The following is a 22,876-nucleotide window of genomic DNA, read 5'->3' as shown; positions in this document are numbered from 1 at the left end:
CTCCGCCGCAGCGAAGCCGGGGTAGATCTCGACACCCAGCTCCTCGGCCTGCCCGGCCATCCAGCGGGCGAGGTTGCCCAGGCTGATGATCCAGTTGCCGTGATTGTGCATCTGCGGCGGGGCGAAGGGCGACTTGTAGGCCTTGGTCTCGGTGAGGAAGAGGAAATGGTCCTCGCGCGCCGGGGTGGTCAGGGGGGCGCCCTTCTCCTTCCAGTCGGGGATCAGTTCGTCGAGGGCGTGCGGCTCGAACACCGCGCCGGAAAGCAGGTGGGCGCCGACCTCCGAGCCCTTCTCGACGACGCAGACCGACAGCTCCTGTCCCGCCTCATTGGCGAGCTGTTTCAGGCGGATGGCCGCGCTCAGGCCCGACGGGCCGGCTCCGACGACAAGGACGCCGTACTCCATCACCTCGCGCGGATCGCGAGCCATCTCGTCAGCCATTTCTTCTTCTTTCCTTGCTTCGTGCGAACAACGTCAGTGCGACAACAGAACGGGAAGGGTCATCTGGCGCAGGATCTGGCGGGTGTTGCTGCCCCGCCCGAACAGCGGGAACAGGGAGCCGCCATAGCCGCCGAAGCCGCCCATCACCAGAAGATCGGCGCCATGGTCCGAGGCACGCGACAGCACGGCGTCCATGGGGGTCATGCTGGCGATGGTCATGCGTTCCTGCGTCGCCGTCACGCCATGGCTCGCCAGATGCTCCAGAATGTCGACCTGCGGGACGTTGCCGCCCCCCTCCGCCCGCGGCTGGGTGTGGAAGGCGAGCAAGAGCACGGAACTCGCCTGCTTCAGCAGCGGCAGCGCGTCGTTGACGGCGCGGGTGGCCTCACGGCTGCCGTTCCAGGCGATGACCGGACGGTCGGCGAGCTGCGGATAGCTGCCGGTGTGCGGCACGATCAGGATCGGGCGCCCGGCGTTCAGCACCACCTCCTCGATCAGGTCCGCCGGGACGCGGCTGTCCTCCGGGTCGTGCTGGCCGAAGACGGCAAGGTCCACGTAGCGCGAGCAGATCACCGTCTCGGCGATCACATGGCCGTACTCGCCGTGGCTGAGCTGCCACCAGCGCGTGGTCACGCCGGCCTCGCGGGCCTTCTCCTCGAACAGCTCCCGCGCCCGCTGCGCCGCCTGGGTCAGCGCCGGGCCGGCCTTGCGCGTGACGATGCCGGCGCCGGAGCTGTCGCTCTGCGCGAACAGACCGGTCAGCGCGGCGCCATGCTTCTGCGCCAGGGTCAGGGCGACGGTCAGCCGCTCCTCGCAGCGGTCGCTGTCGTCCACATGCACCAGCAGGTTCGTGAAGCTCATGGCGCCCTTCCCTTCCCTCGTTCCCGTGTTTTACGCACATCCCCGCGCGCGGGCGACCTTCGAGGCGGTCGGACGGCCGATAGCATCGCTGATATAAGCGCCAGCCGCCACCAGCCGGTCGAGGTCCACCCCCGTCTCGATGCCCAACCCGTTCAGCATGTAGAGCACGTCCTCGCTCGCCACGTTGCCCGACGCCCCCTTGGCGTAGGGGCAGCCGCCCAGCCCGGCGACGGAGCTGTCAACGACCGCCACGCCCATCTCCAGCGCCGCCAGGATGTTGGCAAGGGCCTGACCGTAGGTGTCATGGAAATGCACGGCGATGCGGTCCATCGGCACACGCTCCGCCACCGCCGCGATCATCGCCTGGGCCTTGGCCGGCGTGCCGGTGCCGATGGTGTCGCCGAGCGAGACCTCGTAGCAGCCCATGTCGAGCAGCCGGCCGGCCACCTCGGCCACCGCCGCCGGGGCGATCTCCCCCTCGTAGGGACAGCCGAGCACGCAAGAAACGTAGCCGCGCACCGGCACGCCCCGGGCCTTCGCCTGCTCCAGCACCGGAACGAAGCGGTCCAGGCTTTCGGCGATGGAGCAGTTGATGTTCTTCCGGCTGAAGCTCTCCGACGCGGCGGCGAAGACCGCCACCTCGTCGGCGCGGGCGGCGAGCGCGCCCTCCAGGCCCTTGGCGTTGGGGGTCAATGCTGCGTAGCGCACCCCCTCCTTGCGGCGGATGCCGGCGAAGACGTCCGGCGTGTCGGCCATCTGCGGGACCCATTTGGGCGACACGAAGCTGCCGGCCTCGATGGCGGTCAGCCCGGCGTCAGTCAGCCGGTCGACCAGACCGATCTTCACCGCCGTCGGGACGATCTGCTTCTCGTTCTGGAGGCCGTCGCGCGGGCCGACCTCCACCATGCGGACGCTCTTGGGCAGGCGCATGCTCATCCCTCCGCCACGTCGAGGACCAGCAGGTCCACGCCTTCGGACACCTGATCGCCCGCCGCGAAGTTGACGGCGCTGACCGTACCGGCGGCGGGGGCCTTGATGGTGTGCTCCATCTTCATCGCTTCCAGCAGCATCAGCGGCGCGCCCGCCTCCACCGCCTGGCCGGGCTCGACCAGCACGCGGACGACGGTGCCCGGCATCGGCGCGGTCAGGCGGCCGGAGCCGCCCTCCTGCTCCGCGGCGCGGGCGGTCGGGTCGTCCAGATGCAGGCGCCACACCGCCCCGTCCGACAGGATGGTCAGGTCCAGACCCTGGCAGACCACCGTGGCGCGGGTGCGCACTGCGTCGATGGTGGCGGTCAGCGTGTCGCCGTCCAGCGTCACCCGCTCCGCCCGCATGGCCGGGCGCCCCTCCACCTCGATCTCGTAGCCGTCGGGGCGGAAATGCAGGGTCAGGCTGCGCGGCGTGTCGCCGTCGAGCAGGCGCAGGTCGTGGTGGTTGTCGTCGTTGAGGCGCCAGCCGCTGGCCGACAGCCAGGGCGACCAGGGGTCCGACGCGGCGCGGCGGGCCTTGCGCGTGTCCGCGTTGCGGCGGAGCAGCACGCTGAGCGCCGCGATGGCCAGCCCGCGGTCCGGCACCGGGGCCGGCGGGGGCAGCAGGTCGGTGCGGTGCCGCTCGATGAAGCCGGTGTCGATCTCCACCGCGCGGAAGGCCGGATGCCCGGCGATGGCGCCGAGGAAGGCGACGTTGGTCGTCACCCCGACCACCTCGTAGGCGGCGAGCGCCACGCGCAGGCGGCGGAGTGCGGCGTCGCGGTCCTCGTCCCAGACGATCAGCTTGGCAATCATCGGGTCGTAGAATATGGTGACCTCGTCGCCCTCGCGGACGCCGGTGTCCACCCGGACGTGGTCGTTCTCGGCGGGCGGGCGCAGGCGGACCAGCTTGCCGATGGCCGGCAGGAACTCGCGCTGCGGGTCCTCGGCGTAGAGGCGCGCCTCGAAGGCATGGCCGCGGCGGGTGAGCTGGTCCTGCATCAGCGGCAGCGTGCCGCCGGCGGCGACGCGCAGCTGCCACTCCACGAGGTCCTGGCCGGTGATCTTCTCGGTCACCGGATGCTCGACCTGGAGGCGGGTGTTCATCTCGATGAAGTAGAAACCGCCGTCCTCGTAGAGGAACTCCACGGTGCCGGCGCCGACGTAGTTCACCGCCTTGGCGGCGGCCACCGCGGCCTCGCCCATGCGGCGGCGCAGCTCGTCGGGCAGCGCCGGGGCCGGGGCCTCCTCGATCACCTTCTGGTGGCGGCGCTGGATGGAGCAGTCGCGCTCGAACAGGTAGACGCCGTTGCCGTGGGTGTCGCAGAAGACCTGGATCTCGACATGGCGCGGGCGGCCCAGATACTTCTCCAGAAGCACGCTGTCGTCGCCGAACGCGGCCTTGGCCTCGCGCTTGGCGCCGGCCACCGCGTCGGCGAACTCGCCGGCGGCGCGGACCACGCGCATGCCCTTGCCGCCGCCGCCCGCCGAGGCCTTGACCAGCACGGGATAGCCGATGCGCTCGGCCTCCGCGGCCAGCGTCTCCAGATCCTGGGCCTCGCCGTGATAGCCGGGGACCAGCGGCACGTCGGCCTGCGACATCACGCGCTTGGATTCCGCCTTGGAGCCCATGACGCGGATGGCCTCGATCGGCGGGCCGATGAAGACCACGCCGGCCTCGGCGCAGGCCGCAGCGAAGCCGGCGTTCTCCGACAGGAAGCCGTAGCCGGGATGGATGGCCTGGGCGCCGGTGCGCCGGGCGACCTCAAGAATGACATCGCCGCGCAGATAGCTCTCGCTGACCGGCGCCGGGCCGATGCAGACAGCCTCATCGGCCATCTCCACATGCATGGCGCGGGCGTCGGCCTCCGAATGGACGGCGACGGTGCGGATGCCCATGCGGCGGGCGGTGCGGATGACGCGGCAGGCGATCTCGCCACGGTTCGCGATCAGAATCTTGTCGAACATGTCGGTCTCAACCATGGGCCTCAGCTCCGCCACGCGGGTTCGCGTTTCTCCAGGAAGGCGCCGACGCCCTCCCTCCCCTCGTCGCTCGCGCGCTGGCGGGCGATGCGCTCCGCGGTGTCGCGGACCAGTGCCTCGTCCAGCGGACGGCGCGCCACGGCGCGGATCAGGTCCTTCGCCGCGGTCTGCGAGGCCGGGCCGCATTGCAGCAGGTTGCGCACCATCACCTCGACCGCGGCGTCCAGCTCCGCCGCCGGGACGGTCTGGTGCAGCAGGCCGAGCCGCAGCGCCTCGGCGGCGGAGAAGCGTTCCGCCGTCAGAAAGTAGCGGCGGCAGGCACGCTCGCCCATCGCGGCCACCACATAGGGGCTGATGACCGCGGGGATCAGGCCGAGACGCACCTCGGTCAGGGCGAAGCTGGCGGTCTCGGCGGCTACGGCGATGTCGCAGGCGGCGACCAGCCCCACCCCGCCACCGAAGGCCGGCCCCTGCACCACGGCGATGGTCGGCTTCGGGCATTCGTCCAGTGTGCGCAGCATGGTGGCGAGGCCCATGGCGTCCTGGACATTCTCGCCATGGCTGTAGCCCGCCATCTTCTTCATCCAGCCGAGGTCGGCCCCGGCAGAGAAGCTCTTGCCCGCGCCGCGCAGCAGGATGGCGCGGACGTCCGGATTCGACCCAAGGCTGAGAAAGGCGTCGGTCAGATCGGCGATGACCCGCTCGTTGAAGGCGTTGTGGACCTCCGCCCGGTTCATCGTGACGGCGGCCACGCCGCTGGCGGCGATGTCGATCAGAATGTCGCTCATGCTCGTCGTCCCCCCGCTCACATCCGGAACACGCCGAAGGTCGTCTTCTCGACCGGGGCGTTCAACGACGCCGACAGGCCGAGGCCGAGCACCATGCGCGTGTCCGCCGGGTCGATGATGCCGTCGTCCCACAGCCGGGCGGAGGCGTAGTAGGGATGGCCCTGGTCTTCGTACTGCTGGCGGATCGGAGCCTTGAAGGCCTCCTCCTCCTCCGGCGCCCAGCTCCTGCCCTGGGATTCCATGGCGTCGCGCCGGACCTGGGCGAGCACGCCCGCCGCCTGCTCCCCGCCCATCACGGAGATGCGCGAGTTCGGCCACATCCAGAGGAAGCGCGGGGAATAGGCGCGCCCGCACATGCCGTAATTGCCGGCGCCATAGCTGCCGCCGATGATGACGGTGAATTTCGGCACCTTGGCGCAGGCGACGGCGGTGACCAGCTTCGCGCCGTCCTTGGCGATGCCGCCCGCCTCGTACTTCCGCCCGACCATGAAGCCGGTGATGTTCTGAAGGAAGACCAGGGGAATCCCTCGCTGGCAGCACAGCTCGACGAAATGCGCGCCCTTCAGGGCGGATTCGCTGAACAGGATGCCGTTGTTGGCGATGATGCCCACCGGGTAACCGAAGATGTGGGCGAAGCCGCAGACCAGCGTCGTGCCGTAGAGCGGCTTGAATTCGTCCAGCACCGAGCCGTCGACCACGCGGGCGATCACCTCGCGCACGTCGAAGGGCTTGCGCGGGTCGCTGGGGATCACGCCGTAGAGTTCGCGCGGGTCGTAGGCCGGTTCCTGCGGCTCGCGCAGGTCCATGTCGATGCGCTTGCTGCGGTTCAGGTTCGACACGACCTTGCGCGCCATGGCGAGCGCGTGGGCGTCGTTCATCGCGTAATGGTCGGTCACGCCGGAGGTGCGGGAATGCACGTCCGCCCCGCCGAGGTCTTCCGCCGACACCACCTCGCCGGTCGCCGCCTTCACCAGCGGCGGGCCGCCGAGGAAGATGGTGCCCTGGTTGCGCACGATGATCGCCTCGTCCGACATCGCCGGGACGTAGGCGCCGCCCGCCGTGCAGCTTCCCATCACCACCGCGATCTGCGGGATGCCCTGGGCCGACATGTTGGCCTGGTTGAAGAAGATGCGGCCGAAATGGTCGCGGTCGGGGAACACCTCGTCCTGGTTCGGCAGGTTGGCGCCGCCCGAATCGACCAGATAGATGCAGGGCAGGTTGTTCTGCTGCGCCACTTCCTGCGCCCGCAGGTGCTTCTTGACGGTCAGGGGGAAGTAGGTGCCGCCCTTCACCGTGGCGTCGTTGACGACCACCATGCATTCCTGCCCGGCCACGCTGCCGATGCCGGTGATGATGCCCGCCGCCGGAATGTCGTCGTCATAGACGCCGTAGGCGGCCATCTGCGACAGCTCCAGGAAGGGCGATCCCACGTCGAGAAGCTGGCGGATGCGCTCGCGCGGCAGCAGCTTGCCGCGGGACAGGTGCTTGTCGCGGGCCTTCACCCCGCCGCCCTGCTTGATGGCGCCCACCTTCTCGCGCAGGTCGGCGACCAGGGCGGACATGGCGTCGGCGTTCGTCTGGAACTCGGCGGAGCGCGGGTTCAGGGCGCTCTTCAGGACGGTCATGGCCGTCGTCCTCCCGTCTCTTCTTGTTCTACTGCATCAGGGCGCGGCTGATGACCAGCCGCTGGATGTCGCTCGTGCCCTCATAGATCTGGCAGACGCGCACGTCTCTATAAATGCGCTCCACCGGGAAATCGTTCAGATAGCCGTAGCCGCCGTGGATCTGGATGGCGTCGGAGCAGACGCGCTCGGCGATTTCCGAGGCGAACAGCTTCGCCATGGCGGCCTCCTTCAGGCAGGGCTCGCCCGCGTCGCGCAGGCTTGCCGCGTGCAGAACGAGCTGGCGCGCGGCCTCCACCTTCGTCGCCATGTCGGCCAGCCGGAAGGCCACCGCCTGATGCTGGATGATCGGCACGCCCATGCTCTGCCGCTCCTGGGCGTAGCGGGTGGCGTGGTCGAGCGCCGCGCGGGCCATGCCGACCGACTGCGAGGCGATGCCGATGCGCCCGCCCTCCAGGTTGGCGAGCGCCACCCGGTAGCCGCCGCCCTCCGCGCCCAGCATCAGGTCGGCGGGGATGCGGCAGTCCTCAAGGACGATCTGGCAGGTGTCGGAACAGCTCTGGCCGAGCTTCTCCTCGACCCGCGCGACCTGGAAGCCGGGGGCGTCGGTCGGCACGATGAAGGCGGTGATGCCCTTCTTGCCGGCGTCGGGGTCGCTGACCGCGAAGACGATGGCGACGTCGGCGTTATTCCCTGAGGTGATGAACTGCTTGGTGCCGTTGAGGACCCAGTGGTTGCCGTCGCGGCGGGCGCGGGTCTTGATGGCGGCGGCGTCGGATCCCGCCTGCGGCTCGGTCAGGCAGAAGCAGCCGAGCTGTTCGCCGCGGGCCATCGGCTTCAGGAAGCGATCCTTCTGCTCGGCGCTGCCGAATTTCAGGATCGGCATGCAGCCGACGGAGTTGTGCACGCTCATGATGGTGGAAATGGCGCCGTCGCCCGCCGCGATCTCCTCGATGGCGAGCGCGTAGGCGATGTGGTCGGTGCCGGCGCCGTCGAACGCCTCCGGCACCAGCATGCCCATCAGGCCGAGCCGGCCCATCTCGGCCAGCTCCTCCTTGGGAAAGGCGCCGGTGCGGTCGCGCTCGCCGGCGGTGGGTGCCAGCCGCTCCGCCGCGAAGTCCCGCGCCATGTCGCGCACCATCCGCTGCTCTTCCGTCAGCCGCATTGCTTTCCCTCCCGAATACGTATTGCCCCCACCCCGGCCCTCCCCCGCTGGGCGGGGGAGGGAATTAGTCCCCTCCCCTGCGTGAGCGGGGGAGGGTTAGGGTGGGGGCAACACTGCGCCTTTACACCAACTCCACCGCCACCGCCGTGGCCTCGCCGCCGCCGATGCACAGCGAGGCGACACCGCGCTTCAGCCCGTTCTTCTCCAGCGCCGCCAGCAGCGTGACGAGAATACGCGCCCCCGACGCGCCGATCGGATGGCCGAGCGCGCAGGCGCCGCCATGCACGTTGATCTTGTCGTGCGGGATGTCGAGTTCGCGCATCGCCGCCATGGCGACCACGGCGAAGGCCTCGTTCAGCTCGTAGAGGTCCACATCCTTGGCCGACCAGCCGGCGCGCTCCAGCACCTTGTTGATCGCGCCGACCGGGGCAGTGGTGAACCAGGCTGGGGCCTGGGCGTGGTTGGCGTGGGCCTTGATCTCCGCGAGGATCGGCAGGCCCAGCTTTTCCGCGTTGGAGCGGGTGGTCAGCACCAGCGCCGCCGCACCATCCGAGATGGACGAGGCGTTGGCCGCCGTCACCGTGCCGTCCTTGGCGAAGGCGGGCTTCAGCGTCGGGATCTTGGCCGGGTCGGCCTTCAGCGGCTGCTCGTCCTTCTCGACGACCGTATCACCCTTGCGGCCCTTGACGGTGACCGCGGTGATCTCGTTGACGAAGCTGCCGTCCTCGGTCGCGCGGCGGGCGCGGTTCAGGCTCTCGATGGCGTAGTTATCCTGCGCCTCGCGCGTGAACTGGTAGTGGGTGGCGCATTCCTCCGCGAATGTGCCCATCAGGCGCCCGCGGTCGTAGGCGTCCTCCAGCCCGTCGAGGAACATGTGGTCGAGCACGCGGCCATGGCCCATGCGGTAGCCGCCGCGCGCACGGTCCAGCAGATAGGGGGCGTTGGACATGCTCTCCATGCCACCGGCCACCATGATCTCCGCCGAGCCGGCCTTGATGAGGTCGGTGGCGAGCATCACCGCCTTCATACCCGACCCGCAGACCTTGGAGATGGTCGTGCAGCCCGCGGACTCCGGGATGCCGGCGCCGAGCGACGCCTGACGGGCCGGCGCCTGCCCCAGACCGGCGGGCAGGACGTTGCCCATGAACACCTCGTCCACGGCGTCCGGTTTCACCCCGGCCCGCTTCAGCGCGGCCTTGATGGCGGCGGAGCCGAGTTGCGGCGCGGTCAGCCCCTGCAAGTCGCCCTGAAATCCGCCCATCGGTGTGCGGGCGGCGCCCGCGATGACAACGGTATCGGTCATGGTCCTTCCCTTCCTTCCTGACCCCCTCCCCCGCCCAGCGGGGGAGGGTTGGGGTGGGGGTTCGTTTGCCGAACTTTCCTGTCCCCTGTGATCCCCCTCACCCTAACCCTCTCCCCGCTTTCGGCGGACCAAAGGTCCGCCTGTCGCGTCAGCGCAAACTCCGTTTGCGCGTGAGCAGAGGGGAGAGGGAATTGGGAATCACGCCGTTTCCTTGAACAGCTCGCGCCCGATCAGCATGCGGCGGATCTCGCTGGTGCCGGCGCCGATCTCGTAGAGCTTGGCGTCGCGCAGCAGGCGGCCCGTCGGGTATTCGTTGATGTAGCCGTTGCCGCCCAGAGTCTGAATGGCCTCCAGCGCCATCCAGGTCGCCTTCTCGGCGGCGAAGAGGATCGCCCCGGCGGCGTCCTTGCGGGCGGTCTCGCCGCGGTCGCAGGCCTTGGCGACGGCGTACACATAGGCCTTGGCGGCGTTCATGATCGTGTACATGTCGGCCAGCTTGCCCTGCATCAGCTGGAACTCGCCGATCGGCTGGCCGAACTGCTTGCGGTCGTGCAGGTAGGGGATCACCACGTCCATGCAGGCCTGCATGATGCCGAGCGGCCCGCCGGCCAGCACCGCGCGCTCATAGTCCAGCCCCGACATCAGCACGTTCACGCCGCGCCCGACGCCGCCCAGGATATTCTCCTCCGGCACCTCGCAATCCTCGAACACCAGCTCGCCGGTGTTGGAGCCGCGCATGCCCAGCTTGTCGAGCTTCTGCGCGACGGAGAAGCCCTTGAACGACTTCTCGATCAGGAAGGCGGTGATGCCGCGCGGGCCGGCGTTGACGTCGGTCTTGGCATAGACCACCAGCGTGTCGGCGTCTGGCCCATTGGTGATCCACATCTTCGTGCCGTTCAGCACGTAGCGGTCGCCCTGCTTCTCGGCGCGCAGCTTCATCGACACCACGTCGGACCCGGCGTTCGGCTCCGACATGGCGAGGGCGCCGATGTGCTCGCCGGAGATCAGCTTCGGGAGGTAGCGGGTCTTCTGCTCCGCCGTGCCGTTCTTGCGGATCTGGTTGACGCAGAGGTTGGAGTGCGCGCCGTAGCTGAGGCCGACCGAGGCCGAGGCGCGGGAAATCTCCTCCATCGCCACGACATGCTCCAGATAGCCCATGCCGGCGCCGCCGTATTCCTCCTCCGCCGTGACGCCGAGCACGCCGAGGTCGCCCAGCTTGCGCCACAGCTCGTTCGGGAACTCGTTGGTCCGGTCGATCTCCGCGGCGCGGGGCGCGATCTCGTCGGCGGCGAAGCTGCGCACGGTGTCGCGCAGCATGTCCGCGGATTCGCCGAGGTCGAAGTTCAGGGTCGGATACTGGTTCGACAGCATGGTGTTGGCGCTCCCCCCAGAGGTCTGTTCTTCGTTCCCGCCATACGGCGACGTATGGAGCCGTACGGTAGCGTATGGAGATGGGCGTGGCAAGGCCTCTTAGCCCTCTCCCCTCTGGGGAGAGGGTGGCCCAGAGGGCCGGTGAGGGGGATATGCATGGCGGCGCGTCCGGCAAAAGCGCAACCCCCTCACCCTAACCCTCTCCCCAGAGGGGAGAGGGAACATTGGGGTCCGGTCACTTCATGTTGATGATGATCGTCTTCTTGTGGGTGAAGTGCTCCAGCATCGCCTCCAGCGAGGCTTCCTTGCCGAGGCCGGACGACTTCACGCCGCCGTAGGACAGGTTCGGCTGCACCACCAGATTCTGGTTCACCTGCACGAATCCGGCCTCCAGCCGATGCACCGCGTCCATCGCCACCTTGAGGTCACGCGTCCAGATCGTCGCGGCGAGGCCGTATTCGGTGTCGTTGGCCTGGGCGATCACCTCTTCGTAGTCGGTCCAGCGGATGACGCAGCAGACCGGGCCGAAGATCTCCTCCTGCGCGATGCGGTCGCTGTTCTTCACGCCGGTGAAGATGTGCGGTTGCACATACAGGCCCTTGGTCAGCTTCGGGTCGGACGGCATGGCGGAGCAGACATGCGGCGTCGCCCCGCCCTCCTTGCCGATGGCGATGTAGCTCTGCACCCGGTCGAGCTGCTGCGGCGAGACGATGGTGCCGATGTCGGTCGACTCGTCCAGCGGGTCGCCCATCTTCATCGCGTTCACCTTCTCCTTCAGCTTTTCCACGAAGGCGTCGTGGATGCTGTCATGGACGAAGATGCGCGACGACGCCGTGCAGCTCTGGCCCTGGCGGGTGAAGCGCATGCCGGCGATGGCGCCCGCGATGGCTTGGTCGAGGTCGGCGTCGCCGCAGACGATCATCGGGCTCTTGCCGCCCAGTTCCAGCGTCACCGGGATCAGCTTCTCGGCGGCGGTCTTGTAGACAATCTTGCCGGTCTCGACCGAGCCGGTGAAGGTCACCTTCTTCACGTCCTTGTGCGCCACCAGCGGGGCGCCGCATTCCGGACCGTAGCCCGACAGGATGTTCACCACCCCCGCCGGGATCACCGTGTTGATCAGCTGCACGACGCGCAGCACGGCGAGCGGCGCCTCCTCCGCCGACTTCACCACCACGGCGTTGCCCGCCACCATCGCCGGGGCGATCTTCAGCGCCATCAGCAGCAGCGGCACGTTCCACGGGATGATCGCGCCGACCACGCCCACCGGCTCGCGCACCGTCATGGTCAGCATGGTGGGGTTGAAGGGAATGGTTTCGCCCTTCAACTCCGGCGCCAGACCACCGAAGAAGACGAAGGCGTCGGACAGGACGCCGGCCTCGACGCGCGATTCGGTGCGCAGCGCCTTGCCGGTCTCCAGCGCGATCAGCTTGGCGATTTCCTCCTTGTGGGCGTCGAGCACGCGCCCGCACTCGGCGACCAGCTTGCCGCGCTCGCGCACCGGGCGCTTGGCCCATTCCTTCTGCGCGGCCACCGCGGCGGCCACCGCGGCGTCGACGTCCGCCGCCTCGCCGAAGGCGGCCTCGGCCACCGTCTCGCCGGTCGCCGGGTTCACGACGGGGAAGCCCTTGCCGGAGGAGGCCGGGCGGAAGTCGCCGCCGAAGAAATGCTTGCCCGACAGCTCCCTGGCGAGCGCGAAGGGGTCGAGCTGGAGGTCGGTGCTGACGCTCATGTCGAAAAGGTCCTCGTGTGTATCGGGTCGGTTATCGTTGTTGTCGGTTGTCGGTGGTTCTCAGGCGCGGGCGTCTTCGATGACCTTGCCGTCGTTGGGCAGGCTGCCGGGGGCCGCGAACTCCACGACTCCCTTCAATTTGGTGACGGCGACCAGAGTTTCACGCACCGAAGCCGCCAAAGCCTCGCCGGACTCCGGCGACTCGCAGCGCAGAGTCATGGTGTCGTTGGCGTCCTCCCGCCCGATGACGAGGCGGGCCTTGCCGATCTGCGGGTGGCGGCGCAGCACCTCGGCGATCTGCTGCGGGTGGACGAACATGCCCTTGACCTTGGTGGTCTGGTCGGCGCGGCCCATCCAGCCCTTCAGCCGCATGTTGGTCCGCCCGCAGAGGCTTTCGCCGGGCAGCACGGCGGACAGGTCGCCGGTAGCGAAGCGGACCAGCGGATAGGCCTGGTTGAAGGTGGTGACGACGACCTCCCCCACCTCGCCCTCCGGCACGGGATCGCCGGTGCCGGGACGGACGATCTCCACGATCACGCCCTCGTCCACCACCAGCCCGGCGCGGGCCGGCGTCTCGAAGGCGACGATGCCGAGGTCTGCGGTGCCGTAGCTCTGGTAGACGGCGATGCCGCGCCCCTCGTAATAGGCGCGGGCGTCCGGCAGGAAGGGGCCGCCCGTGACATGGCCGACCGCGATGGACGACAGGTCCAGCCCCAGCTCGTCGCCCTTCTCCAGGATGATTTTCAGAAAGTCGGGCGTGCCGATGTAGGCCCGCGGCTTCAGGTGGGCGGCCACCTGGGCCTGCATCTCGGTGTTGCCGACGCCGGCGGGGATGACCGCGCAACCCAGCGCATGCGCCCCCGTCTCGAACATCGAACCGGCGGGGGTCAGGTGGTAGGCGAAGCAGTTCTGCACAAGGTCGCCGCCGCGGATGCCCGAGGCGTGGAGCGCCCGCGCGGTGCGCCAGGGGTCCGTGCCGTGTGCTTCCGGATCGTGGATCGGGCCGGGCGAGGCGAAGACACGGGCCAGCCGCCCGATGGCAACGGTGGTCATCCCGCCGAAGGGCGGCGCCTCCTTCTGCAGCGCGATCAGGTCCGACTTGCGGGTGACCGGAAGGGTGGCGAGCGACGCCCGGTCACGGACGGCGGCGGGGTCCACATCGGCCAGCAGGCGGGTGAAATAGGGCGCGTTCGCCTTGGCGTGGGCGATCTGCGCCGGCAGCGCCGCGAACAGCTCCGCCTCGCGCCGGTCGGGGGAGCGGGTTTCGAGTTGATCGTAAGTGTCGGACACCGATGCCTCCCGGCTGTTTTTCTTCTCCCCTCTCCCCTCTGGGGAGAGGGTCAGGGTGAGGGGGTTGCGCGTGGTGGCACGTCCGGCAAAAGCGCAACCCCCTCACCCAACCCTTCGGGCCACCCTCTCCCCAGAGGGGAGAGGGAAACGTTCAAATCCAGCGTTTCCGGCGCTTGAAGCTCTTGAGATTCTTGAAGCTCTTGCGCTCTTCGTTGCCGCCGCCGAGGTAGAATTCCTTCACGTCCTCGTTGTTGCGCAGCTCTTCGGCGGTGCCGTCCAGAACGACCTTGCCGTTCTCCATGATGTATCCGCGCGTCGCGGCCTGGAGCGCCATGCGGGCGTTCTGCTCGACCAGCAGGATGGTGACGCCGAGGTCCTTGTTGATCTGCCGGATGATGCTGAAGACCTCCTTCACCATCAGCGGCGACAGGCCCATGGACGGCTCGTCCATCAGGATCAGCTTCGGCCGCGCCATCATCGCGCGCCCGATGGCCAGCATCTGCTGCTCGCCGCCCGACAGATAACCGGCCAGACCGGTGCGCTCCTTCAGGCGGGGGAAATAATGGTAGACCATCTCGATGTCGTCCTTCACGCCGCCGTCGCGGCGGGTGAAGGCGCCGAGGCGCAGATTCTCCTGGCAGGTCATGTCGCCGATGATGCGGCGGCCCTCCATCACCTGGAAGATGCCGCGCCGGACAATCTTGTCGGGGTCGATGCCGTTGATGCGCTCGCCCGCGAAGGAGATGTCGCCGCGCGTGACCTCGCCATCCTCGGTCTTGAGCAGGCCGGAGATGGCTTTGAGCGTCGTCGATTTGCCGGCGCCGTTGGCGCCCAGCAGGGCCACGATCTCCCCCTCCGGCACTTCCAGGCTGAGGCCGCGGAGCACCAGAATGACGTCGTTGTAGACGACCTCGATGTTGTTGACGGACAGCAGCGGCGCCTTGGCCGTGCCGGGAACCGGAGCCGGGGCGACCGCAGTCGCGGGGGCGGCGTTCATCATGCGGCACCTGATGCAGTGTAACGGGACGGAAGCCCCCGCCGCTTGTTCACGGCGGCGAGGGCGATCCGGCTTACCAGCCCAGCCACTCCGGCTTGCGCGGGACGTCGACGGTGGCGATCTTCTCCAGCTTGATCGTGCCGGCCTTCACCAGCTCGTCCACCGAACCGCCGGTGTCGCCGGTCACGTTGGCGCGGTACAGGTTGACCTTGTCCATGCCGCGGTGGTCGGTCTCGGTCCAGGTGGAGGGCACGCAGACGCCCTCCAGGCCCGCCGGCACCCAATCCTTCTTCTGGTACATGCCCTTGCGGATGTTCGGACCGGTCACGCCGCCGTTCTGCTTCGCCCAGTCCATGGCTTCCTTCATGTAGAAGGCGGAGCAGATGCCGGACACATAGTGCACCGGACGGTAGGCGGTGCCGGCGGCGTCGGAGATCTTGGAGATGTCCTTGACGATCTTCATGCCCGGCGCGTCGCCGCCCCAGATCGCCGCGGTGCGGACCGGGAAGATCACGCCGTTGGCGGCGGAGCCGGCGGCCTTGGCGGCGTTCTCGTCCATGCCCCAGACGTTGCCCATGAACTGCACCTGGGCGCCGACCGTCTGGCAGGCCTTGAGCACGGAGATGTTCGAGCCCGCGGTGTTGCCGAGATAGGCGTAGTTGGCGCCCGCCTCCTTCAGCGTCAGGCACTGGGCGGTGTAGTCGCCCGGCGTCAGGGCGAACTGCACCGCCGGCAGCACGTCGAAGCCCAGCTCCTTGGCGAGCGCCTCACCCGCTTCCTTCGGGGCGTTCGGGTAGGGGTGGTTGGCGCCCATGTGGACGTACTTGGGCTTGCCCGAGCCGCCCTTCTTCTTCCAGTCGTCCGCCGCCCACATCAGCATGGCGCGCAAGCCGTCGGAGTAGGACGGGCCGTAGAAGAAGTTGTAGGGGGCCGGCTTGGAGCCGTGCGGACCCTTGCCGGTCGGGTCGGTCAGGTGGCCCGAGTAGGAGCCGGAATAGTAGGGGATCTCGTCCTTGCCGACGAAGCCGGTCAGCGCCTCGGTGTCGGCGGTGCCCCAGCCTTGGATGGCCGCGACCTTGCCGCTGCCCGACGACCACTTCTTGTACTGGCTGATGGCGCGCGGCGCCTGATAGCCGTAGTCCACCGTCTCGACGTCCATCTGCGTGCCCGCGACGCCGCCGTTCTTGTTGATGTAGGCGAGCGCGTCGGCGACGCCCTGGCCGAAGGGCACGCCCACGTCCGACGTGGCGCCGGACTGGTCGGCGAGATGGCCGACCGGGATCTTCTGGGCGTTGGCGGCCCCGGTGCCGAGCAGGACGACGGCGGCGGACGCCAGCAGGACGGTCTTCATGGTCATGATGCGTTTTCTCCCAGTCGTTATGTTTTTCAGAAGCCTTGGTGCGAGAACGGCCCTAGTGCGAGAACGGGTAGAGCTTCCAGTAGGCTTTGATCTGCTTCCAGCGGTGGGCCAGCCCGTCCGGCTCGAAGACCAGGAACAGGATGATGACCAGACCGATGGCCATTTCGCGCAGGAAGGCGATCGCGTCCTTCAGATTCAGCGCGGCGTCGATGGCGGTGCCGGACAGCGCCGTGGTGATGGCCTGCATCACCTCCGGCAGCAGCACCATGAAGGCGGTGCCCATCAGCGACCCCATGATCGAGCCCAGCCCCCCGATGATGATCATGCCGAGGAACTGGATCGAGAAGAGGATCGTGAAGCCCTCCACCGACACGAACTGTAGATAGTGGGCGTAGAGCGCGCCGCCGATGCCGGCGTAGAAGGACGAGATGCCGAAGGACATCGTGCGGTACTTGGTCAGGTTGATGCCCATGATCTCCGCGGAGAGATAATGGTCACGCACCGCCACCAGCGCCCGCCCGTCGCGGGACCGCATCAGGTTGGTCGCCAGGATGTACATGACGACCACATAGACCAGCACGACGTAGAAGAAGCTCTCGTCGGTGTCGAAGGCGAAGCCGAACAGGGTGAAGGGCTCCGCGATCGTGCCGGCGGTGCCGCCGGTGAACCAGTCGGCGCGCGAGAAGAAGTCCTGGAGGATGTACTGCGCCGCCAGGGTGGCGATGGCGAGGTACAGGCCCTTCAGCCGGGCCGCCGGGATGCCGAACAGCATGCCGACCCCCGTGGTCATCACGCCGGCCAGCGGAATGGCGAGCGCCACCGGGATGCCGAAGCTGTTCGACAGCCACGCCGACGAGAAGGCGCCGAAGCCGAAGAAGGCGGCGTGGCCGATGGAGATCTGGCCGGTGAAGCCGACCAGGATGTTCAGCCCCAGCGCCGCGATGCCGAGATAGCCGATCTGGATGCACAGGTTCAGCCAGTAGCGATCCATGAAGGCCGGGCAGAGCAGAAGCAGCGCCACGCCCAGGATCGCGAAGTTGCGGCTGGTCCTGGTCGGGAAGATGGTCGTGTCGGCGGCGTAGCGGGTCTTGAAGTCGCCGGAGGGGATGAGACTGATGTTCGCCATGGTTGCGGCCGCTCCTTACACGCGCTCGATGTCCTTGGTGCCGAAGAGGCCGTAGGGCTTGATCATCAGGATGACGATCAGGACGTAGAAGGGGGCGATCTCGTACATGTTGCCCCAGTTCAGCCACTGGCTGTCGAAGTAGTGGGCCAGATTCTCCAGCACGCCGACGATCAGCCCGCCCAGAACCGCCCCGGCCACGCTGTCCAGCCCGCCCAGGATGACCGCCGGGAAGACCTTGATGCCGAAGAAGGAGAGCGCGGAGGACACGCCGTTGACGACGCCGACCGTGACGCCGGCCACCGCCGACACCATGGCGGAGATGGCCCAGCTCATCGCGAACATGTGGCGGACGGAGATGCCCAGCGACTGCGCCACCTGCTGGTCGAAGGCGGTCGCCCGCATCGCCAGACCCATCCGCGAGTATTTGAAGAACCAGCCGAAGCCCGCCATGATCAGGATCGAGATGACGAGGCTCATCACATAGACGGTCTGCACGTCGAGCCCGAGGATGTTCACGGTCGGGCTGGCGAAGATGGTCGGGAAGGGCTTGGCGAAGACGCCGAACATCCACTTCATCAGCGCCTGGAAGAAGATCGACAGGCCGATGGTGACCATGATGACCGAGATGATCGGCTCGCCGATCATCGGCCGCAGCACGACGACCTGAAGCACGATGCCGAAGACCAGCATGAAGGCCAGCGTGATCGGGAAGCCGATCCAGAAGGGCAACTGCCAGGAGGTCAGCAGCCACCAGCAGGTCCAGGCGCCGATCAGCAGGAACTCGCCCTGGGCGAAGTTCACGATGCGGCTGGCCTTGTAGATCAGCACGAAGGACATCGCCACGACGCCGTACAGCGCGCCGACGATCAGTCCGTTGACGAGAAGCTGGAAGAACAGGGTCATGGGCGGGTCTCCCCGAAATCCCTCTCCCGTCCCGGGAGAGGGTGGCCGCGAAGCGGCCGGGTGAGGGTGCATTCAAGGATCGAGAACCAGCCCGTTGCTGGCACCCTCACCCTTCCCGCGCTGTGCGCGGGCCCCTTCCCTCTCCCTGGACGGGAGAGGGATTTTCTGGCGTGGCGCATCACCGCCCCCTCACGCCGCGGCCTGCGCCGGCTTCTTGGCCGGTGCGGGCAGCAGGTCGACCACCTTCAGCACGGTGCGGATGCGCTGCTTGGTGCCGTCCTGGAAGGTGATGGTGGTGTCCACGTCGATGGCCGGCTGGCCCGCGTAGATGGAGTCGATGATCTCGCCGTACTTCTCGGCGATCACGCCGCGCCGCACCTTGCGGGTGCGGGTCAGCTCGCCGTCGTCGGCGTCCAGTTCCTTGTAGAGCAGCAGGAACTTGGTGATGCGCTGAAACTCCGGCAGCGTCGCGTTCACCCGCTCCACCTCCTGGCGCAGCAGCTCGTAGACCTCCGGCTTGGACGCCAGATCGGAGTAGGTGGTGAAGGTGATGCGGTTCTTCTCCGCCCACTTCGACACGATGGGGAAACGGATGCAGATGATCGCCGACAGGTAGGGCCGCTTGTTGCCCAGGATCACCGCCTCGGCCACGTAGGGGCTGAACTTCAGCTTGTTCTCGATGTATTGCGGGCTGAAGCGGTCGTTGTTGCTGGTGGTGGCGATGTCCTTGATGCGGTCGATGATGACCAGATGGCCCTTCTTGTCGAAGAAGCCGGCGTCGCCCGTGTGCATCCAGCCGTCGCGCAGGTCCGCCGTGGTCGAGGCCTCGTTGCGGTAGTAGCCGGCGAACATGTTGGGGTGGCTGACCACGATCTCGCCGATGCCGTTCTGGTCGGGCTCGATCACCTTGACCTTGACGCCGTCGTCGAAGGGCACGCCCACCGTGTCGAAATCCACGTCGTTCGAGCGGTGCACCGTGTAGGCGCCCATCGTCTCGGTCTGGCCGTAGATCTGGCGCAGCGGCACGCCCAGCGCCTGGAAGAACTTGAAGGTGTCGGGGCCGAGCGCCGCACCGCCGGTCGCCGCCGACTTCAGGTTGGTGAAGCCCAGGCGGTCTCGCAGCGCTGCGAAGAGAATGCGGTCGGCGACCGCGGAGCGGGTTCCGTTGGCGAGCGCCTCCAGTCCCAGCTTCATGCCGTAGTCGTACATCTTCTGCTTGAAGGGCGAGGCGTCCATCATGCGGGCGCGCACGTCGGCGGCGATCTGCTCCCACAGGCGGGGGGCGAACAGCACGAAGCTCGGCCCGATCTCGCGGAAGTCGTTCATCATCGTCTCAGCTTCCTCGACGAAGTTCACGCGCATCCGCGACACCATGCCCATGCCGACGGCGTAGATCTGCTCCATGATCCAGGACAGCGGCAGCACCGACACATACTCGTCCGCCGGCCCCTTGGGGTCCACCGACAGATAGCTGGCGACGTGGCGGATCAGCCGCCCCGCCGGCAGCATCGCCAGCTTCGGGTTCGAGGTGGTGCCCGACGTGGTGCAGAGCACCGCCACGTCGTCGCCCTTCGTCGCGCCGACCAGCTCCTCGTAGAGGTTCGGCTTCTCGGCGTGCAGCGCGTTGCCCAGCTTGACCAGATCCGACGCCTCCATAAGGCGCGGATCGCTGTATTTGCGCATGCCGCGGGGGTCGGAATAGATGATGTGCTTCAGCGTCGGCAGGCGCTCGCCCAGGTTCAGCAGCTTGTCGACCTGCTCCTCGTCCTCCGCGAAGATGACGTGGACGTCGGCGTAGGTGATGAGGTAGGCGACCTCCTCGTCCATGGCGTCGCGGTAGATGCCCAGGCTCATGGCGCCCATGGCGTGGGCGGCGATCTCGCCCATCACCCAGTCGGGCCGGTTGTCGCCGAGCAGGGCCACCACATGGCCGCGCTCCACGCCAAGCTTGATGAGGCCGAGCGTGAAGGCGCGCACGCGGGCGTGCATGTCCGCCCAGGTGAACTCGCGCCAGATGCCGAAGTCCTTCTCGCGCATGGCGACGTCGCCGCCATGCTCGCGGGCGTGCAGGGTCAGCAGCTTCGGCAGCGTGTCGTGGGTCTTAATGTCGGGAATAGACATCACGCGACCTCCTGCTTGGGCGGCGGGGCCACGGCCTCGTCCTCCTCGTCGTCCTCGCCGAGATAGGCGCGCTTGACGCGCGGGTCGGCCAGAACCTCCTCGGGCGTGCCCTCGGCGATCTTCTTGCCGAACTCCAGGACGATCACGCGGTGGGAGATGTCCATCACGACGCCCATGTCGTGCTCGATCATCACCACCGTCATGCCGAACTCCTCGTTCAGGTCGACGATGTAGCGGGCCATGTCCTCCTTCTCCTCCAGGTTCATGCCCGCCATGGGCTCGTCCAGGAGGATCAGGTCGGGCTTCAGCGCGATGGCGCGGGCCAGCTCCACCCGCTTGCGCAGGCCGTAGGACAGCGTGCCGGCGGTGGCCTTGCGGACATGCTGGATTTCCAGGAAGTCGATGATCTCCTCGACCTCGCGGCGGTGGGCCAGCTCCTCCTTGCGGGCGCCGGTCAGCCAGTAGAGCGAGCCGGTGAAGAAGTTGTTCTTCAGCAGGTGATGCCGCCCGACCATGATGTTGTCGAGCACCGTCATGTGGCCGAACAGCGCCAGATTCTGGAAGGTGCGCCCGATGCCGAGCGCGGCGCGGTGGTTGGGCGTCATGCCCGTGATGTCCTGGCCCTTGAAATAGACCTTTCCGTCGGTGGGCCGGTAGCGGCCGGAGATGCAGTTGACCATGGAGGTCTTGCCCGCACCGTTCGGGCCGATGATGGAGAACAGCTCCCCCTTGCGGATGCTGAAACCGACGTCGGTCAGCGCCTGCACGCCGCCAAAGCGCAAGGACACGCCCCGGGCTTCGAAGATGGTGTCCGATGGGGAGGCCGCGCGGGTGGCGTCGGCCGGATGGGCGTAACCGCGTGGCGATGCGACGGGCGCGCCTGACATTTCCTCCTCCGTTGCTGTGGAACTGCCTTTTTTATCGTTCGCCGGACTGTTCGTGCGGCGAACTGGTCCATATTGTGGACCGTCCTTTATGCAACGACCGAACTATAACCCGTGATGCGCACGGTTTTCAACACGGACATTCCGTGTATGCATGTTTTTTGGAGCGACATCCGGCCGCAAGGTCCATAATATGGACCCCATCATGACCCGGCCCGATTCCGACACCGAAACCACCCCCACTGGAGCGTCCGGCGGCACACAGAGCCTGGAGCGCGCCTTGGCGTTGCTGCGCGCCGTTGCGTCCCATGGGGCGGAGGGCGCGCGGCTGGCCGACCTGATGGGCGACACCGCCCTGTCCAAGGCGACCGCGCACCGGCTGCTGACCGCGCTGGCGCGGGAACGCTTCATCGACCAGGACCCGCGCAGCCGCCGCTACCATCTGGGACCGGAGCTGGATTCGCTGGGCCGCATCGCCGCCACCCGCCACCGTGCCGAAAGCGACAGCGCGGTGCCCGGCCCGGCCACCGTTCAGCCCACCGCCTTCCTCCGCCCGGACTATCAAGGTGACGCGATCCCGCTCGCCGATCTCCTGTGTGACCGTCACGCCCGCGCCGACGGCGCCCGCGCCGCCCTGCTGCACGAGAGCGTGGCCGGCCAGACGACGGAGCTGAGCTTCGCCCGGCTGGCCCGCGATTCGGCGCGCTTCGCCGCGGTGCTGCGCGGCCTCGGCGTCGGGCGCGGCGACCGGGTGGCGGTGCTGCTGCCCAAGGGGGCGGAGCTGCTGATCGCCGCGCTGGCGATCTGGCGGCTCGGCGGCGTCTACATGCCGCTCTTCACCACCTATTCCGCGGCGGCGGTCGCTTACCGGCTGGCCGACAGCGAGGCGCGGGCGATCGTCACCACCGGCTTCCTGCGCCGCAAGATTCCGCGCGACAACAGCCGCCCCGTGGTGATGGTGGAGGGCGACGAGGCCTTCGGTCCCGGCGCCGACGCGGTGCCCTTCTGGTCGGCGCTTCATGAATCGGCCCCCTTGCCCGACATCGCCCGCTACGCCGACCGCGACGCCTTCGCGCTGATCTACACCTCGGAAGCCGAGCCGAAACCGCTCGGCGTCTCGCTGCCCGTCATGGCGCTGGCCGGGATCGAGCAGTACATGCGCATCGGCCTCGACCTGCGCGACGACGACATCTACTGGAACATGGCCGATCCCGGCTGGGCCTACGGCGCCTATTACGGGCTGGTCGGGCCGCTGCTGCTCGGGCGCACCACGATCTTCTGCGACGGCCCCTACGACGTGCGGCAGGGCTACCGGATGCTGACGAAGTTCGGCGTCACCAACCTGACCTGCGCGCCGTCCCAGATCCGCGCCTGGCACAGCGCCGACCCGGAGGGCGGCCCGCACAAGCTGGCCCTGCGCATCCTGTCGGTGGTCGGCGAACCGCTGCCGCCGGAGTTGATCGGCTGGGCCAATCGGGTGGTCAGCGTCCCCCTGCTCGACCAGTACGGGCAGCGCGAGACCGGCATCTTCATGATGAACCGCTACGACCCCGGCCACGCCGACCGCACCGCCGATTCCTCGCTGGGTCGGCCCATGCCGGGCTTCCGCGTGGTGATCCTCGACCCGCAGGGCCGCGAGGCGCCGGTCGGCGGGGCGGGCGAGATCGCCATCGACGTGGAGTCCTCGCCGCTCTTCTGGTTCGACGCCTACGCCAACGATCCGGGGCGCACCGCCGCCCGCTTCCGCCATGGCCGCCGCTATTACCTGACCGGCGACTGGGCGTTCCTGGACGGGGACGGCAACATCCATTTCCGCGGCCGGGCATCCGACGCCATCGTCATGCAGCAGGCGGATTGAGAGACGTCGGTGTTTGCCCCCACCCCGGCCCTCCCCCGCTGGGCAGGGGAGGGAGGAAAATGTCCCCTCCCCTGCGCAGCGGGGGAGGGTTAGGGAGGGGGCAACG

18 protein-coding genes are annotated in these 22,876 nt (G+C 68.1%); 1 reads left to right on the top strand and 17 read right to left on the bottom strand.

The genetic code is table 11. The annotated features are described in order from the left end of the window. The 17 genes from JJL56_RS33370 to JJL56_RS26160 form a co-directional block, all read right to left on the bottom strand. Nucleotides 1-429 (bottom strand): NAD(P)/FAD-dependent oxidoreductase (locus JJL56_RS33370; RefSeq protein ID WP_247891263.1); only part of this gene is annotated, 429 nt, incomplete at its 3' end. A 45-nt stretch (nt 430-474) separates the two neighbouring features. After that, on the bottom strand, nt 475-1,302 hold the full coding sequence (locus JJL56_RS26235; protein WP_145624103.1) for a universal stress protein: 828 nt from the start codon (nt 1,300-1,302) through the stop codon (nt 475-477). Between the two features lie 30 nt (nt 1,303-1,332). After that, the gene (locus JJL56_RS26230; protein ID WP_145624105.1) at nt 1,333-2,232 is read right to left on the bottom strand and encodes a hydroxymethylglutaryl-CoA lyase; all 900 of its coding nucleotides are present in this window, start codon (nt 2,230-2,232) and stop codon (nt 1,333-1,335) included. A gap of 2 nt (nt 2,233-2,234) precedes the next feature. Continuing rightward, nucleotides 2,235-4,238 (bottom strand): acetyl-CoA carboxylase biotin carboxylase subunit, encoded by a 2,004-nt coding sequence (locus JJL56_RS26225; protein WP_200486880.1) that lies wholly within the window; start codon nt 4,236-4,238, stop codon nt 2,235-2,237. Between the two features lie 20 nt (nt 4,239-4,258). After that, complete coding sequence (locus tag JJL56_RS26220) at nt 4,259-5,041, bottom strand: enoyl-CoA hydratase/isomerase family protein (RefSeq protein WP_145624107.1); 783 nt, start codon at nt 5,039-5,041, stop codon at nt 4,259-4,261. A gap of 17 nt (nt 5,042-5,058) precedes the next feature. After that, nucleotides 5,059-6,666: a carboxyl transferase domain-containing protein gene (locus tag JJL56_RS26215; protein WP_200486878.1), complete on the bottom strand. Its 1,608-nt coding sequence runs from the start codon at nt 6,664-6,666 to the stop codon at nt 5,059-5,061. A gap of 28 nt (nt 6,667-6,694) precedes the next feature. Continuing rightward, nucleotides 6,695-7,828: an acyl-CoA dehydrogenase family protein gene (locus JJL56_RS26210; protein ID WP_200486877.1), complete on the bottom strand. Its 1,134-nt coding sequence runs from the start codon at nt 7,826-7,828 to the stop codon at nt 6,695-6,697. Nucleotides 7,829-7,949: 121 nt separating this feature from the next. Continuing rightward, nucleotides 7,950-9,131: an acetyl-CoA C-acyltransferase gene (locus JJL56_RS26205; RefSeq protein WP_200486876.1), complete on the bottom strand. Its 1,182-nt coding sequence runs from the start codon at nt 9,129-9,131 to the stop codon at nt 7,950-7,952. A gap of 198 nt (nt 9,132-9,329) precedes the next feature. Continuing rightward, the gene (locus JJL56_RS26200) at nt 9,330-10,502 is read right to left on the bottom strand and encodes an isovaleryl-CoA dehydrogenase (RefSeq protein WP_145624118.1); all 1,173 of its coding nucleotides are present in this window, start codon (nt 10,500-10,502) and stop codon (nt 9,330-9,332) included. A 235-nt stretch (nt 10,503-10,737) separates the two neighbouring features. After that, the gene (locus tag JJL56_RS26195) at nt 10,738-12,231 is read right to left on the bottom strand and encodes an aldehyde dehydrogenase family protein (protein ID WP_200486875.1); all 1,494 of its coding nucleotides are present in this window, start codon (nt 12,229-12,231) and stop codon (nt 10,738-10,740) included. A gap of 60 nt (nt 12,232-12,291) precedes the next feature. Then, the gene (locus JJL56_RS26190) at nt 12,292-13,521 is read right to left on the bottom strand and encodes an AMP-binding protein (protein WP_200486874.1); all 1,230 of its coding nucleotides are present in this window, start codon (nt 13,519-13,521) and stop codon (nt 12,292-12,294) included. 151 nt (nt 13,522-13,672) lie between these two features. Beyond that, on the bottom strand, nt 13,673-14,518 hold the full coding sequence (locus tag JJL56_RS26185; protein WP_247890629.1) for an ABC transporter ATP-binding protein: 846 nt from the start codon (nt 14,516-14,518) through the stop codon (nt 13,673-13,675). A 73-nt stretch (nt 14,519-14,591) separates the two neighbouring features. Continuing rightward, nucleotides 14,592-15,875 (bottom strand): ABC transporter substrate-binding protein, encoded by a 1,284-nt coding sequence (locus tag JJL56_RS26180; RefSeq protein ID WP_145624125.1) that lies wholly within the window; start codon nt 15,873-15,875, stop codon nt 14,592-14,594. Nucleotides 15,876-15,930: 55 nt separating this feature from the next. Further along, the gene (locus tag JJL56_RS26175; RefSeq protein WP_200486873.1) at nt 15,931-17,004 is read right to left on the bottom strand and encodes a branched-chain amino acid ABC transporter permease; all 1,074 of its coding nucleotides are present in this window, start codon (nt 17,002-17,004) and stop codon (nt 15,931-15,933) included. A 15-nt stretch (nt 17,005-17,019) separates the two neighbouring features. Further along, a complete protein-coding gene (locus tag JJL56_RS26170) occupies nt 17,020-17,907 on the bottom strand; it encodes a branched-chain amino acid ABC transporter permease (protein WP_145624128.1) in 888 nt (295 codons plus the stop codon). 189 nt (nt 17,908-18,096) lie between these two features. Next, on the bottom strand, nt 18,097-20,028 hold the full coding sequence (locus tag JJL56_RS26165) for a long-chain fatty acid--CoA ligase (RefSeq protein WP_109469027.1): 1,932 nt from the start codon (nt 20,026-20,028) through the stop codon (nt 18,097-18,099). Continuing rightward, nucleotides 20,028-20,915, bottom strand: coding sequence for an ABC transporter ATP-binding protein (locus JJL56_RS26160; RefSeq protein WP_247874323.1), 888 nt, complete (start codon nt 20,913-20,915; stop codon nt 20,028-20,030). The genes JJL56_RS26165 and JJL56_RS26160 overlap by 1 nt, the downstream gene beginning before the upstream one ends. Before the next feature lie 202 nt (nt 20,916-21,117). On the opposite strand from JJL56_RS26160, the gene JJL56_RS26155 reads away from it, so the two are divergent. Then, complete coding sequence (locus JJL56_RS26155; protein WP_200486872.1) at nt 21,118-22,770, top strand: AMP-binding protein; 1,653 nt, start codon at nt 21,118-21,120, stop codon at nt 22,768-22,770. The last annotated feature ends 106 nt before the right edge of the window (nt 22,771-22,876 follow it).

It is taken from the genome of Azospirillum aestuarii (assembly GCF_016632405.1).
Lineage (GTDB): Bacteria > Pseudomonadota > Alphaproteobacteria > Azospirillales > Azospirillaceae > Azospirillum > Azospirillum aestuarii.
Note: the sequence above shows the minus strand (reverse complement) of the source record. Positions and strands in the feature narration are given on the sequence as shown.

Excerpts from the sequence above, each read along its gene's own strand:
- JJL56_RS26235 (WP_145624103.1), bottom strand. The coding sequence starts at position 1,302 with ATGAGCTTCACGAACCTGCTGGTGCATGTGGACGACAGCGACCGCTGC.
- JJL56_RS26195 (WP_200486875.1), bottom strand. The coding sequence starts at position 12,231 with ATGAGCGTCAGCACCGACCTCCAGCTCGACCCCTTCGCGCTCGCCAGG.
- JJL56_RS26155 (WP_200486872.1), top strand. The coding sequence starts at position 21,118 with ATGACCCGGCCCGATTCCGACACCGAAACCACCCCCACTGGAGCGTCC.
- JJL56_RS26210 (WP_200486877.1), bottom strand. The coding sequence starts at position 7,828 with ATGCGGCTGACGGAAGAGCAGCGGATGGTGCGCGACATGGCGCGGGAC.
- JJL56_RS26165 (WP_109469027.1), bottom strand. The coding sequence starts at position 20,028 with ATGTCTATTCCCGACATTAAGACCCACGACACGCTGCCGAAGCTGCTG.
- JJL56_RS26230 (WP_145624105.1), bottom strand. The coding sequence starts at position 2,232 with ATGCGCCTGCCCAAGAGCGTCCGCATGGTGGAGGTCGGCCCGCGCGAC.
- JJL56_RS26215 (WP_200486878.1), bottom strand. The coding sequence starts at position 6,666 with ATGACCGTCCTGAAGAGCGCCCTGAACCCGCGCTCCGCCGAGTTCCAG.
- JJL56_RS26205 (WP_200486876.1), bottom strand. The coding sequence starts at position 9,131 with ATGACCGATACCGTTGTCATCGCGGGCGCCGCCCGCACACCGATGGGC.
- JJL56_RS26185 (WP_247890629.1), bottom strand. The coding sequence starts at position 14,518 with ATGAACGCCGCCCCCGCGACTGCGGTCGCCCCGGCTCCGGTTCCCGGC.
- JJL56_RS26160 (WP_247874323.1), bottom strand. The coding sequence starts at position 20,915 with ATGTCAGGCGCGCCCGTCGCATCGCCACGCGGTTACGCCCATCCGGCC.
- JJL56_RS26175 (WP_200486873.1), bottom strand. The coding sequence starts at position 17,004 with ATGGCGAACATCAGTCTCATCCCCTCCGGCGACTTCAAGACCCGCTAC.
- JJL56_RS26170 (WP_145624128.1), bottom strand. The coding sequence starts at position 17,907 with ATGACCCTGTTCTTCCAGCTTCTCGTCAACGGACTGATCGTCGGCGCG.
- JJL56_RS26225 (WP_200486880.1), bottom strand. The coding sequence starts at position 4,238 with ATGTTCGACAAGATTCTGATCGCGAACCGTGGCGAGATCGCCTGCCGC.
- JJL56_RS26220 (WP_145624107.1), bottom strand. The coding sequence starts at position 5,041 with ATGAGCGACATTCTGATCGACATCGCCGCCAGCGGCGTGGCCGCCGTC.
- JJL56_RS26200 (WP_145624118.1), bottom strand. The coding sequence starts at position 10,502 with ATGCTGTCGAACCAGTATCCGACCCTGAACTTCGACCTCGGCGAATCC.
- JJL56_RS26180 (WP_145624125.1), bottom strand. The coding sequence starts at position 15,875 with ATGACCATGAAGACCGTCCTGCTGGCGTCCGCCGCCGTCGTCCTGCTC.